At 42.1% G+C, this 13,888-nt stretch carries 11 protein-coding genes and 1 pseudogene; 7 read left to right on the top strand and 5 right to left on the bottom strand.

Going from position 1 to position 13,888, the window contains the following annotated elements:
- Positions 1-40: 40 nt before the first annotated feature.
- The 3 genes from V7K98_RS02570 to murG all read right to left on the bottom strand — a co-directional run bounded on the left by V7K98_RS02570 (position 41) and on the right by murG (position 3,238).
- The gene (locus tag V7K98_RS02570) at positions 41-547 is read right to left on the bottom strand and encodes a hypothetical protein (RefSeq protein ID WP_335019264.1); all 507 of its coding nucleotides are present in this window, start codon (positions 545-547) and stop codon (positions 41-43) included.
- A gap of 262 nt (positions 548-809) precedes the next feature.
- A complete protein-coding gene (locus V7K98_RS02565) occupies positions 810-2,126 on the bottom strand; it encodes a hypothetical protein (protein WP_335019263.1) in 1,317 nt (438 codons plus the stop codon).
- 38 nt (positions 2,127-2,164) lie between these two features.
- Positions 2,165-3,238, bottom strand: coding sequence for an undecaprenyldiphospho-muramoylpentapeptide beta-N-acetylglucosaminyltransferase (gene murG, locus V7K98_RS02560; protein ID WP_335019262.1), 1,074 nt, complete (start codon positions 3,236-3,238; stop codon positions 2,165-2,167).
- 84 nt (positions 3,239-3,322) lie between these two features.
- Between murG and V7K98_RS02555 the strand changes: the two genes are divergently transcribed.
- From V7K98_RS02555 to bioD, 4 genes are all read left to right on the top strand, one after another.
- Complete coding sequence (locus V7K98_RS02555) at positions 3,323-4,147, top strand: nuclear transport factor 2 family protein (RefSeq protein WP_335019261.1); 825 nt, start codon at positions 3,323-3,325, stop codon at positions 4,145-4,147.
- Between the two features lie 327 nt (positions 4,148-4,474).
- Positions 4,475-5,248: an SDR family oxidoreductase gene (locus V7K98_RS02550; protein ID WP_335019260.1), complete on the top strand. Its 774-nt coding sequence runs from the start codon at positions 4,475-4,477 to the stop codon at positions 5,246-5,248.
- A 181-nt stretch (positions 5,249-5,429) separates the two neighbouring features.
- Positions 5,430-7,181 (top strand): protein kinase domain-containing protein, encoded by a 1,752-nt coding sequence (locus V7K98_RS02545; protein ID WP_335019259.1) that lies wholly within the window; start codon positions 5,430-5,432, stop codon positions 7,179-7,181.
- Positions 7,181-7,861: a dethiobiotin synthase gene (bioD, locus tag V7K98_RS02540; RefSeq protein ID WP_335019258.1), complete on the top strand. Its 681-nt coding sequence runs from the start codon at positions 7,181-7,183 to the stop codon at positions 7,859-7,861. The genes V7K98_RS02545 and bioD overlap by 1 nt, the downstream gene beginning before the upstream one ends.
- On the opposite strand, the gene V7K98_RS02535 is transcribed toward bioD, so the two are convergent.
- Positions 7,819-8,004 carry a hypothetical protein gene (locus tag V7K98_RS02535; protein ID WP_335019257.1) on the bottom strand — a complete coding sequence of 62 codons (186 nt, stop codon included), beginning with the start codon at positions 8,002-8,004 and terminating at the stop codon, positions 7,819-7,821. The two genes, bioD and V7K98_RS02535, sit on opposite strands and share 43 nt — an antisense overlap.
- 103 nt (positions 8,005-8,107) lie before the next feature.
- On the opposite strand from V7K98_RS02535, the gene V7K98_RS02530 reads away from it, so the two are divergent.
- Positions 8,108-9,010: an undecaprenyl-diphosphate phosphatase gene (locus V7K98_RS02530; protein ID WP_335019256.1), complete on the top strand. Its 903-nt coding sequence runs from the start codon at positions 8,108-8,110 to the stop codon at positions 9,008-9,010.
- Positions 9,011-9,094: 84 nt separating this feature from the next.
- Positions 9,095-9,265: pseudogene (locus tag V7K98_RS02525) on the top strand (dihydroxyacetone kinase subunit DhaK); the annotation flags it as partial.
- A gap of 502 nt (positions 9,266-9,767) precedes the next feature.
- Here V7K98_RS02525 and V7K98_RS02520 read toward each other — a convergent pair.
- A complete protein-coding gene (locus V7K98_RS02520) occupies positions 9,768-12,062 on the bottom strand; it encodes an IMS domain-containing protein (RefSeq protein WP_335019254.1) in 2,295 nt (764 codons plus the stop codon).
- 770 nt (positions 12,063-12,832) lie between these two features.
- On the opposite strand from V7K98_RS02520, the gene pdhA reads away from it, so the two are divergent.
- A complete protein-coding gene (gene pdhA / locus V7K98_RS02515; RefSeq protein WP_335019253.1) occupies positions 12,833-13,867 on the top strand; it encodes a pyruvate dehydrogenase (acetyl-transferring) E1 component subunit alpha in 1,035 nt (344 codons plus the stop codon).
- The last annotated feature ends 21 nt before the right edge of the window (positions 13,868-13,888 follow it).

Genomic DNA, 13,888 nt, shown 5'->3' with positions numbered 1-13,888 from the left:
CCTTATTTAGGTTTTGTTATCTAAGTGTTCGTAGTCCAAATTATTTGAGTTGAGCTAGAGCATTAAGATTAAACTTCTCTAGCCAATTGGCGCGATCGCTAGCTGTAAATGACGGATCGCGGGAAAGTACTTTTACTTGGTACTTACCTACCAAAATTGCAGTTTGCGTTTTACCAACTTCTACTGCGGGATAACCGCCAATTTTTTTGGTACTTTTGGAAAACTTGGCTGCTGTACTAGGTGTACTTGTGGTATCAGAAATAGATAGCAACGCTAATTCTTTACCGCCTTTTTTCAACTTCGCTTCCGCAAAGCCTTTTTTCTCTTGGGTATAGACGCGCTGGTAGCCATCACCTGACTCAGGGAAAAGTTTATTAAATTCACTACCCTGAGTTGCGGTTTTAGCTACTGCAACATTTTTTTGTTGAGTGCTTTCTTTTTGCGCTTGGTCAAAACGTCCAGGTGTTTTTGGACTACAGGCTGTTGTAAGTAATACCACTGACAGCAACAAAGCGGCTACTACCCTACGCCCACGGTGTAAAATCATTCTTGGCTTCTCCTTATACTTGAGCTTTTAGGCAATTATCTGCGCTGCTAGTAATTATTACCCGTAAAATTAACTTTTTGAAATTATTGTCTAAATTCTGAATTTATTGAACGTTAATCAATGGAAAAACGCCCCCTTTGGGGAGAGCGTTTTCCAAGCAACTGATGTACAGCTTAACCTCACCCGATAAAAAATAAGCTTTATCTCCCCTCTCCTTAGCAAGGAGAGGGATTTGGGGTGAGGTTTTAAATTGTTAATGCATTTACTTCTTTATTAAAAAATACGCCGTAGCATACTCTGGCAATTGTGTGATATTTTGCCCAAATTCTTGTTTATTCTTAAAGATACCTGCTAAAAAATCGAGTTGATAAAGATTGGGTAAAAAGGCTCCACCTGTATCGGCGATGACTCCCATTCGCAGATGTTTGCGACCACCCTGAGTATGCTCAATCACAACCACTTTACCTAAACCGATATTCAAAACATCTCCAGCAAAAGTAACTCCGGGTTTAACAGAAATTTTTGCATCTATTTTATATCCATAGCCTTTAATAGCATCAACTTCTCTAAAATACCAATAACGCTTTTGTGCTGTTGCCTTCAATCCGCGTATATAAGATATTCCATTATTTCTATCTACATTAAAAAATGCCTTATAACCATCTGTAAAATTAATTAGTATTGTTCCTTCCATAATTGCTTCTTCTAAGCCGTTTCTGGTTAGATAAGCAAGATTGGTAACTTTTCCAAATTCTCTACCTCCAGGTTCGTAAATCCCTGATAAAACATCTTGCTTGGTGTATCTTGTATAAAATTTATCGTTATTAGCGTTTTCTTTTAAGCTATAAATGGGTGTATTAAAAGTAGAGGTTTTCTTGCGAGAACCGGGATGAGTAAAGACAGCATATTTGGTAATTCGTAATTGCTTTTGCTGTTTATTTTTTGGGTTGTAAGCAGACCATTTAATTACTCGAAAATTCGTATTGATAAAGTTAGAATCTTGCAAGCGAGTAGCTCGATTATTAGCAATATCCTCCTTTAAAACAACAATCATAAAATTCAAAGTGTTGAGAACATCCGGCACAGTAACGCCTTGACTGGTAAGGATTCCTGGACGGAGAATGTCTGGGTCTTCTGAAGAGTAATCTTGAAAATATTTTCTAGTATTAACGAGAACAGTTAATAAATCTTTTTGATTAAAATTAACCTTACTACTTGGTAGTTTGGCTGGGGTAACAACTTGGCTGCCATTAATACTAAATTTATATTTCTTAAATTCATCGACAACTGCAAAGGGTGCAGATGCAGCTAACAAATTATGTTGAGATAAAAAAGCATTTTGCTTGCCTATAACCTCATCAGATATTTCTTTAGCAACAAAAGGACTTTGAAAATTAGAGGTGAGAGAAATCTCTGATTGAAGCGGGGCAAAACTTTCTTGCTGACTAAAGGGCTGATTTTGTCGATCTAATTGTTTAGTTTTTGACTGAGTATATAAATCGCTACTGGCTAAACTTACAATTAATAAGGCAGCACAACCTACTGTGAAGCGAAATTTGGGGCTGGATAAGATATTCATAACTGGGAAAATAAATTTTTAATATTCAATAATCAACGTTATGTTTCTATCACTTCACGCACTAATTGGGCTAACTTCTCAGCACTATCGGGTACTGCGATCGCATGAGCGTTTTCCCCCATTTTTGCTAACTCTTGCGGTGACTGCAACAAATTCAACACATTACTTTGTAATATTTGGGCTGTCAACTCCGATTGCTTCAGTGTTAACGCCGCGCCAGCTTTGGTAAATACGTCTGCATTATAAGATTGATGGTCTTCTGCGGCAAAGGGGTAAGGAATCAAAATCGCGGGTGTCCCACATACTGCCAATTCTGTCAAGCTACCTGCGCCAGAACGACTAATGGCAAGAGTTGCTCGTTGTAACAACGCCGCCATATTGTTATAGAAAGGTAAGGATATGTACTGTGGATGTTTGAGAGTATCTGCTTCGGGATCGCGATCGCCAGTCAAATGTACTACATAAATACCAGCATCAAACCAAGCCTTTGCAGATTCACGCACTAACTTATTAACCGCAACTGCACCTTGGCTACCACCAAAGACAACAATTAAAGGAACACCGTCAGGAATAGCTAAATCTAGGGGTGCATCGATTGCCCCATCGAGAAATTGCGCTCTTACTGGAGTACCAACGCAGACATTTTTAGCACGAGGCAAATACTTAGCAGCGACTTCAAATCCCAAAGCTACCGCGCTACACCAAGGGCCAAAAAAGCGAGTTACTTTACCTGGTAAGGCGTTAGATTCGTGGAAAACCACGGGTAAACCAAGGGAACGCGCCGCAATAACGGCAGGGCCGGCAATGTAACCGCCTGTGGTAAATACTCCTTGAAAATTTCCCTGCTGCAAAATTCGTCTAACTTTTATAATCGAAAGGGCGAGTTTACCCAAAATGCGAATCGAGGAGAGTCCAAACCCTTGCTGAAACCCTTCAACTGCAATAGTATTCAAGGGATACTCTTTAGGGACAAGTTGAGTTTCCAGGCGATCGGGTACTCCCAGCCATTCGATTTGATAATCTGGAAGTTTTTGTGCCAGTGCGATCGCTGGAAACAAGTGTCCACCAGTCCCACTGGCAGCTATTAATAATCGTATCGGCGCGTTTGCCATCAAACCTCTACCGTTTAGGGTCTAGCTTAACTAAGATAAAACAATTTCCTGACTTTCTCTCATCAAATTAGTAAACTCTTGCCAATGACTAAAATTATTACCGCTTTAGTGAAACGTCAACTTAGATTTCCCGCCAGTATTTGCCTAGTTTCATTCCTGCTAACCTTTGGTTTAACAAGTGGTTGGCAACGCACTCAAGCGACGACACCACAGCAATTAGCCCAAGCGGGTACAGCCAATCTACAAAATCTGTTGACACAAGTTGATGCTGCCGCAAGTCGGGGTGATGTCAAAGGGGTGTTGCAATTCTACAGCCCTTCTTTCACTCATGGAGATGGATTAAACCTCCAAACCCTGGAAAAGTCTTTGGTTTCACTTTGGCAAAGATATCCTAAATTACAATACAGTACCAAACTGCTATCTTCAAAATCTGAAGGCAATGGAATTATTGCTGAAACAGAAACTAAGATAACTGGCTTACCCTCCGGTAGTGGTAATAATTCGACTCTTAATGCCACGATTAAATCGCGTCAGCGCATTGAAAGCGGTAAAATCGTCCGCCAAGATATTTTGGCAGAACGTACTCAAGTTACCTCTGGCAGCAAGCCGCCCCAACTTGATATTAAGTTACCAGAACAGGTAAAAGTCGGTCAGAAGTATAATTTTGATGCGATCGTTCAAGAGCCACTTGGTGATGATTTCCTACTAGGAACGGCGCTAGAGGAACCCATTCAAGCAGATAAACTTTTCAGCCCCACATCCGTAGATTTGCAATTATTAACATCTGGCGGAGTGTTTAAAACGGGACAAGCACCATCTACCCCTGGTAGTCAATGGGTTTCTGCTGTCATCCTGCGGGGTAATGGGATGACGATGGTAACTCAACGCCTGCAAGTGGTGAAGAAATAAGGAGAGACGCGATTAATCGCGTCTGTACAAGTTATGCGATTAGGGACTTCCAAATAAAAAAATATCCAACTATTTATTGTGGGGTGGGCATCTTGCCCGCCCATGATTACGGGCGGGCAAGATGCCCACCCCACAAGATGGGATAATTTATTTCTTGGAAATCCCTTAATCGCGTTTGTATAAGTTATGCAAAACTACGACTTATAGGGGCGATTCATGAATTTCCTTAAGAAAAAGTTTTTCTTTTCGGCTAAAGTCTTCGGTAAGTAATAACTATGAAATTTGTGCTAATTCATAACTATTAACTGCTCACTCCTAACTATCCTAATGACTTCTCTAGAAAATCAAATCATTTTGATCACTGGTGCAAGTAGTGGTATTGGTACTGCTTGTGCGAAAATCTTCGCTGGTGCGGGTGCAAAACTTATCTTAGCGGCACGACGACTGGAACGTTTGCAGCAGCTAGCAGATGCTCTCATTAAAGAATTTGGTATTGAAACTCATTTGTTAGAGCTAGATGTGCGCGATCGCAATGCTGTGGAATCTGCTATTTCTACTCTACCGTCTGCCTGGTCTAACATCGACATTCTCATTAATAATGCTGGTCTAAGTCGTGGTTTAGATAAGTTGCACGAAGCTAAATTTCAAGACTGGGAAGACATGATTGATACTAACGTTAAGGGTTTACTTTACGTTTCTCGTTATGTCGTTCCGGGAATGGTGAGCCGCGATCGCGGTCATGTGGTAAATTTAGGTTCCATTGCTGGGCATCAAACCTATCCCGGTGGTAATGTCTACTGTGCAACCAAAGCTGCTGTCAGAGCAATTTCTGAAGGTTTAAAGCAAGACCTCTTAGGGACGCAGGTACGTGTAACTTCCGTCGATCCTGGTATGGTGGAAACGGAATTTAGCGAGGTGCGCTTTCATGGAGATGCTGAACGCGCCAACAAAGTCTATCAGGGAGTTAAACCTCTGACAGCAGATGATGTGGCTGATGTGATATTTTTCTGCGTGACGCGATCGCCCCATGTCAATATTAATGAAGTTGTGTTGATGCCTGTTGACCAAGCTAGCGCTACCCTAGTTAATCGACGAACTTAAAGGGGGAAGGGGTATGAACTCAGTACTGGCTAAATGCCCCACTACCGCTAACAGCACTTGGAACTTAGGACTCTTCATGTGTTCTTAGAATTACATAACGGGATTTAAAGCCTTACTTTGCGTATACTCCTAACTGGGGGTCACTTCCTCTTCAGTTGCTAATACACTCAATCAATCGATCATGCAACCACCCATTACAGTTGGCACTGTCTTGCAAAACCGTTACCGCATAATTCAAATTCTCGGACAAGGAGGATTTGGTAGAACCTATCTGGCAGAAGACCAGAGGCGCTTTAACGAACTTTGCGCGATCAAAGAATTGATTTCAACAGCAACAGAGGCTTCGGCTTTGCAGAAGGCACAAGAGCTTTTTCACCGAGAAGCTGCCATTTTGTATCAAATTGAACACCCACAAGTGCCAAAATTCCGGGAAAGATTTGAGCAAGACCAGCGCTTGTTTTTGGTGGAAGACTATGTTGCAGGTCAGACTTACCGCAATATGCTAGATGAACGGCTAGCTGTTAGTCGAACTTTCACAGAGACTGAAGTATTGCAGCTAATACAGTCGTTATTGCCTGTTTTAGAGCATATTCACAGCCGAGGGATTATTCACCGGGATATCTCGCCAGAAAATATTATTTTGCGAGATAGTGACACTAAACCTGTGTTAATTGACTTTGGGGTGGTAAAGGAACTAGCAACCCGTTTGCGATCGCCAGAGAGCGCTATGCCAGAAACCACTGTGGGAAAATTAGGCTACTCTCCGAGCGAACAAATGCAAACAGGGGGAGCTTACCCTAGTAGTGACTTGTATACATTAGCGGTGACTGCGATTGTTTTGCTGACTGGTAAAGAACCAAGGGAGTTATTTGATGAAAACCAACTAACTTGGAATTGGCAGCGATGGGTAAAAGTGAGTCCGCGATTTGCTGTAGTGTTGAATCGAATGTTAAATCATCTACCGAGCGATCGCTATCAGAGTGCTGCTAGTGTATCTCAAGCACTACAACCTTTAGAGCAAGTCAGTCTTCCTCCCCTGAATGCGTCGAACTTGCAGACAATGGCTGTTAGTCGCCGTCCTGACTCAGTACCACCCGCTTCGCCCAAGAAACAACCCGATCCTGTAATTCCACCAAGTTCCACTAGTTCAGTCTTGGATAATCCATTAGCGATCGCGGCAATTGGTACTGTTGTAGTGATCGTTACCGGATTTGGTTCTTGGGCACTGGTAAGTTCTATCCGCAGTCAGTCAAAACCATCACCAACAGAGACGCTTCCACAAAATTTCCCTTCACCAGTTATTTCTGGTGGTACTACATTCACATCCACACCTACCATTGAGCAACCTATTTCTAGGCGGCTCAATATCGGAGCAAATAACACAGCCACGGTTACAGATACTCTCAAAATAAATCAAATCATTCACTATACTTTTTCTGGGCAGCAAGGTGACAAATTAACTGCCTTTATTGACCCAGGAAGCAACGTATTCCTAAAAGTTTTAAGTCCTAATGAACAACCACTTGATAACAATACCCTGCCAGTAACAGCTTATGAAGGGATATTGCTGGTTACTGGTAGGTATACTATTGAATTAACAATGCCTTCAGGAGTTGCGGAAAGTAATTACAACCTCAATGTTTCATTAGAAAAACCAGTCAAACCAATTCCTATACAAACACCGACTCCAATTCCTACAGAGACACCATTCCCAATTCCTACACAGAAACCGATTCCAATTCCTACAGAAACACCGTTCCCAATTCCTACAGAAACACCGATTCCAATTCCTACAGAAACACCGTTCCCAATTCCTATACAAACACCGCTCCCAATTCCTACAGAAACACCAATTCCAACTCCGACTACTGGTGAAACGCCAACCTTGCCGCCAGTTGATGGAACACAACCATTTTCTGGCCAAAGAAATTAATGTTAAACACACTACTAATTACTGGAACTGATACCGAAGCTGGCAAAACTGTTTTAACAACAGCGTTAGCAGCCTATTGGCAAAAATATTACCCACAGCGTAGTTGGGGAATCATGAAACCGATTCAATCAGGGATTGGCGATCGCGAATGGTATCAAAAGCTATTTACGCTAGAACAATCCTCAGAAGAAATTACACCGTTATACTTTGAAGCACCTTTAGCGCCTCCCATCGCCGCAGCACGAGAAAATCGCCAAGTTGATTTAGGCGTGGTTTGGCAAGCTTTATCTAAGTTGCGATCGCAGCGTGATTTTGTGCTTGTGGAAGCTTTAGGAGGGTTAGGTTCGCCAGTAACTGAGGAGTTAACCGTAGCCGATTTAGCAGGAGAATGGCGTTTACCAACGGTATTGGTAGTGCCAGTTAGATTGGGTGCGATCGCTCAAGCAGTAGCGAATGTAGCATTAGCTAGGCAATCGCGCGTTAATCTCAAAGGCATTATTCTGAACTGCGTACAACCCCGAACCGATGCAGAAATAGCCGATTGGACACCATTTCAATTGATTCAATCACTTACTAACACACCAGTTTTAGGCTGCTTGCCCTATTTAGATAACCTGACTGATTTAGATAAACTTGCTCAAGTAGCATCAGATTTAGATTGGGAAACATTGATGCTTTGAATTGGGCATTGGGCATTGGGCATTGGGCATTGGGAATTGGGAATTGAGAATTGGGAATTGGGCATTGCTAACTTCTTACCCATGCCCCATGCCCTGTTCCCCATGCCCAAAAACTCCATCCCCTTGTGGGTGGAGTTTTTCATATTTAGATGTCATCCAAGTGCCATGTATTAGTCACAGAAGCGTCACTAATATAAGTTACTTTGTCGGTGTTTGATTAAAAGTAAATTATTTACGCCTGATATCATGATGCTTTCTTTTATGGTAGCGAATGCCGTCTGTGGCAACGGTAGTGAAGTGAATCTAGACTTTGCTAACCTTAGCTGGATTGACGTGATTATTTTAGGCATCGTTCAGGGAATTACAGAACTACTACCAATTAGCAGTACTGCTCATTTGCGGATAGTACCAACTCTACTGGGACTGAAAGATCCGGGATCTGCTTTTTCAGCAGCCATGCAGTTAGCTAGCTTGACAGCTGTTTTAGTCTATTTTTGGCAAGACTTAAAAAAATTAACCGGAGAGACAGTTAGAGCAATTAGCGGACAAGACTATCAATCTAGCTCTTTGCAACTGATGTTAGGCTTATTGATCGGAACCTTGCCCATTGCTGTAGCTGGTGTGCTACTCAAACCAATTCTTAACGCTTGTAACTCACCAATGCGAGGGTTAGTAGTTATCGGTGCAGCTTCAATTATTATGTCAGGATTGCTAGCGATCGCCGAAAAACGTGGAGGACGCGATCGCACTTTCGACAACCTCAGCCTCTGGGATGGCATTTGGGTAGGGGTTGCTCAAGCTTTTGCCCTGATTCCTGGCGTTTCTCGCTCTGGTTCCACCCTCACTGCTGGGTTATTTTTGGGCATGGAACGGGAGACATCTGCTCGATTTTCTTTTTTGTTAGGCTTACCAGCCGTGATTTTGGCCGGTGCTGTAGAACTCCATACTCTGACAAAAGCAGGACTGAGTACGGCTGGTTGGTTGACTTTGTTGGTAGGCTTAATCTCCGCCAGCATTTCCGCTTTTGCAGCAATTTGGGGACTCCTGCGCTACCTGGAAAAACACAGCACCTTGATTTTTGTTTTCTACCGCTTGGCGATGGGTGTATTTTTGATAGTTGGTGTGATGGCTGGTTGGTTGCAGAATTAATGGAAGTATCTCAATGAGTGTAAAAAACACGTTGGTTTACCTTGGCAATGGAATGATGCCTCCGGCAAACCTGCCGTAGGATGTTGTCCAGTCCCCGTTAATGGAACACCGACATTTGAATTGAGCGATCGCAAAATTGAATTAGGTATCGGTATCTACGGTAAGCTAGCAATAGAACGCACAGATATAAAGTCAGTAGATGAGATTACCGAAATTTTGACGCGATCGCTCCTATTTGCACTCAGAACGAATTAACCAACCACTTGAATCTGATTATATGTTGGTAGCGCCAGGAAAATCAGTAACTTTTACTTGTGATGCCTTTCTTTTTTGGATACAGAATCGAAAGAAAAAGCGCGACCGAAAATTAACTTTTAACATCCCTTTTCCATCTGACGATATTTATGTTTTTCGCCCACTGTATCCAGGTTTATATCAATTTCGCTTCAAGTATCGTGAATCTCGTGAAGGGATGGAGGATTTTTCTAACTGGATTGAACCAATAATATTACAAACAATATTACAAAATCTCTGGACTGGAGAGGTACTAAGCTGAAAATACTTTAATTTGCATCCTCAAAAAAATAAATTTCTTGTGGGGTGGGCATCTTGCCCGCCCTATTTGTGCAAATTAAATGCACGACAGCTTAACTCCGCTTGTGGATATTCAATTAGTAGAGTTATCAGCTTAAGTAATGAAAATATAACAGTAGGCGAACTGTAGACATCGCCTAAAAATTCAAACTTATCTAATTATCTAATTCACAACAGATGTACTCTGAATATGCCATTTACCTTGTTCTCGAATCAAATCATACCGAACTCGCAAATTATCGTTAGAAGAGTTTTTAAACTGACCATTTTCATATAACTGCGTTACTTCCTTCACCGTAGCTTCCACGGCAGCACGATTTGCAAATAGCCCAATTTTTTCAACAGATTCTATCTTAAAACTATGCTCGTACTTGCGATAGCGATTGTCTGACCTATTCTGTTGAGCAATCAGCCGCCATTGAGATAAAGCTGAACCAGTTAAAATCTGCTCTAAATTATTAATCTCATGATTGGGGCCTAAAGCTGTGGCTTTGGTAGATAACCAAGTGTTAATAACTTCCCTTGCCTGTACCTTTGTTAAAGAGCCTTCTTCTGATTCTGGTTTACTTTTTGGATCGGGAATAGATACTGGTGGTTCATTTATCTGTACAAACAACTGTACATCATGCAGAGAAGGTGGAGGAAACAACAGATTTTTTAACCATGCAAAAGCTGTTGTGGCTAATACCCAAAAAACTAATATACTCACCAAAGAAATAAACACTCTCCATACCAACCGTGTTTTTCCTTCTATGGTGTTCGGAAAAGTTCGCCGCCGCCGAGGACGACGAGAACTAGGACGATTATCTGGCAGACGCTCTCGGCTAGCAGATGGAGTGGGTTTTCTCCGCCGACGCTTTTGGCTATGACTAGATGCAGCACTCTTAGCTGAACCGTTCAAATGCTGATTAGTACCTCTGCTTATCCGTTCAGCAGCAGGAACGTCTGATTTGATACTTCCAGACGAATTCCACATCTGTGGTGAGAAATTTGGATATTCGGGCGTTTCTCTTGGTGGTGTTTCTGGTAAATCTGGGTTAGGTGTTCTGCTGTGATTAAATTGCGCTGAAGTCTTAGTTGAATTGTTGTGAAAATGAGGATTCTTTGCCTTGGGCTGGGGAAAATACTGAGGGTTAATTACAGCCCATTCATTAGTTGTTTCTGCATCAGTTGGCAAAGCTTCTAAATAAGCTTGTACCTGTTGATTAGCAAAGTAATCTTTTAGGAAAGCTTGCTGGTTTGCTAAATCTCGAAAATGGGGAAATACTTCGTGTTGCAGCCACTGTTCTGCATATAGACACAGCCCTGGTAACAAATCTGGGGAATCTTGAGATTTTTCCCGAATAAAAGCTAAGGCTTCGTACTCCTGACTAAGCTCTAAAACACGAGTTGCTTCTTCAGTTTGTCCCAAGAGTAATGCACATAGCGATTGTTCTAAATGTACATCTTGGCGTTTGCCCAGACGCACGAGCATTTGTCTTGCTTGACGAATTAAAGCAGGTTGCCGTTGAGCAAATCCCCGCGCTATCAAGGCATAAACAGCTAAGTAAGTGGCAACAGCAGAAGAACGTTTGCTTTGAGCTTCAAATAATTTGTGCTGCTCTGCGACTGTTAAGTGGTTGCGTAACTGCTGGATAAATCGCAAAAAGTCATCTATGTTTAAACCAGAGTCATCATTGTTCGTGCCATCAATGCCGCCACGATCTTCTAAGAGATTTTGTAATAATTCCAAGCCTTGGCTTCGTTCGGCAGTCTTTTCTTGAGGTAGTGCCAACAATTCCAAAATTCGATATGGTCGCAATTTGTAAAGATCAGCCTGAATTTCTGCCTGTACACTAGAGAACAACCCCTCGCGTACTAGCAGTTCTTGACCAGTTTCTAGGGATATTGCGGCATTTTCATAGTGACCTTGCTGCCACTGTTCACGACCTAATTCTAGACAAGCAAGGGCAACAGTGAGAACAACATCGGGATGTTCAGCACTTTCATAAATTTCTTCGTCTGCTAAATTATTACTTTTTCTGGCATTCTTAACACTATTTTTATTTACCAGGTACGGACGACCTAGTTTCAATACAAGTTCGTATTCGCCCAACTCTTGCAAAATCAATAAAGCACCAACTAATTCGTCTTGGGTAATTTCGATACCCATACTTTGGGTGTCAATGCCCCTTTTGGTGCTTTCTGTGCGATTTTCCAGTGCTACTGCGGCAGCAGCAAGGTTATCAGGATCATAGGCATGGGCAAGATAAAGCTGATCGTAGGTACTGCGTTGTTTTGGATCTGATAAAACCACGTAAGCTTCTTCTATGAGTTGTTTACGAGAAGAAATTGCAGCCTGAGAAAACTCACGTCGTGGCAATTGTACAATGCGATCGCTGTACGCCTGTCGCAATTGTTCTTCACTTGCCGCTAACGGTAGTCCTAAAATTCGGTAGTAATCTAGCGGAATTCGCACAGCCTACTTCCCCTGCACCGCGATCAACATAATTCACCTAGAGCTTTCCAGGACTGTAAAACCGTGCCATAAAAACGCGGCATAGAATTTACTCTACAAGTGTATATTGCAACAACTTGTTTTGTATCTTCCCCAAATTTTGAGTCACATTTTAGTACTAATTTTTTGCTTTCGCCTAGAAAGCCTCAATTGTTTGTCTTAATTCTTAGTATTTTTGTTTAACACGACTATTATCAGTCTTCGATAGCACAAACCACAACTACCGCTTTTAATCACGGCATAAATGTTGTGGCTGCAAAAATCTATTGATGATTGATTTTTTTGGGACTTTCCCAGTAGGCGGTTACTAAAATACCACTATTGGAGTTTAGACCCTGATAACATTAAAAGAGGACTATATCATAATTTACTTTTAATTACAATTACTTATTTGGGTAGATAGATTTTGCTTCCTTTTTTTTAAATTGTTAATGGATATGCAGAAAGCAGTCTATCTTGATTGCTAGTCTATGAAGGGGAATAGTGAGAGAGCAAAACCCAAAGCGACATAATATATTGTCGTTAGAGTCAAATCCTCACAGGGCACGGGCTGAAAAGTTAAAAATCAAAAATTAAAAATTCAGCTATTCCCTAAGATCCTTTTTTGGTGCATAAATAAAGTTTGATTGTTGAGTCTTGCAAACGCTAGCCTGTTAAAAGCTGAGGTGTTATCAGACCAATTTATTTAAGACCGTAACTTTTAAGTTGTACAACACGGATACTCAAAAATAATGATTCAAGAGCGTACATTACCCGCATTTAATCCTGCTACCACGCACATTACAAAGGAAGAAGGGTTACGGTTCTATGAGGACATGGTATTAGGGCGCTTGTTTGAAGACAAGTGCGCTGAAATGTACTACAGGGGCAAAATGTTTGGTTTTGTCCATTTGTACAACGGTCAAGAAGCCGTTTGCAGTGGTGTTGTGCAGTCAATGCGACCGGGTGAAGATTACGTTTGTAGTACTTACCGTGACCACGTTCATGCTCTGAGTGCGGGAGTCCCAGCAAGAGAGGTAATGGCAGAATTATTTGGCAAAGCCACAGGTTGCAGCAAAGGGCGCGGTGGTTCCATGCACATGTTTTCTGCGGAACATCGCTTGCTGGGTGGCTATGCTTTTGTGGCTGAGGGAATTCCTGTAGCAGCTGGAGCGGCTTTTCAAAGTAAATACCGCCGCGAAGTCCTGGGAGATAAAAACGCTGACCAAGTGACAGCTTGCTTTTTCGGCGATGGTGCAGCTAATAACGGTCAGTTTTTCGAGACACTAAATATGGCAGCTTTATGGAAACTGCCAATTCTGTTTGTAGTCGAAAATAATAAGTGGGCTATTGGGATGTCTCACGAACGAGCGACTTCCCAGCCTGAGATTTATAAAAAAGCCAGTGTGTTTAACATGGTGGGCGTGGAAGTAGATGGCATGGATGTACTAGCAGTCCGAGCCGTGGCCCAAGAAGCTGTAGCCCGTGCCCGTGCAGGTGAAGGGCCAACATTAATTGAGGCGCTTACCTACCGCTTCCGGGGTCACTCCTTGGCTGATCCCGATGAAATGCGAAGCAAAGCTGAGAAAGAATTTTGGTTCGCCCGTGACCCTATTAAGAAGTTGGCAGCTTATTTGCTGGAGCAAAATCTGGCGGATGAGGGAGAAATCAAAGCAATTGATCGTAAAATTCAGGATGTAATCGACGACGCAGTTAAGTTCGCCGAAGACAGCCCCGAACCAGACCCAAGCGAGTTATATCGTTTCGTGTTTGCAGAAGATGAATAAATTCTAGGGAATGGGGAATGG

The organism is Nostoc sp., from assembly GCF_036917435.1.
Classification (GTDB): domain Bacteria; phylum Cyanobacteriota; class Cyanobacteriia; order Cyanobacteriales; family Nostocaceae; genus Nostoc.
Note: the sequence above shows the minus strand (reverse complement) of the source record. Positions and strands in the feature narration are given on the sequence as shown.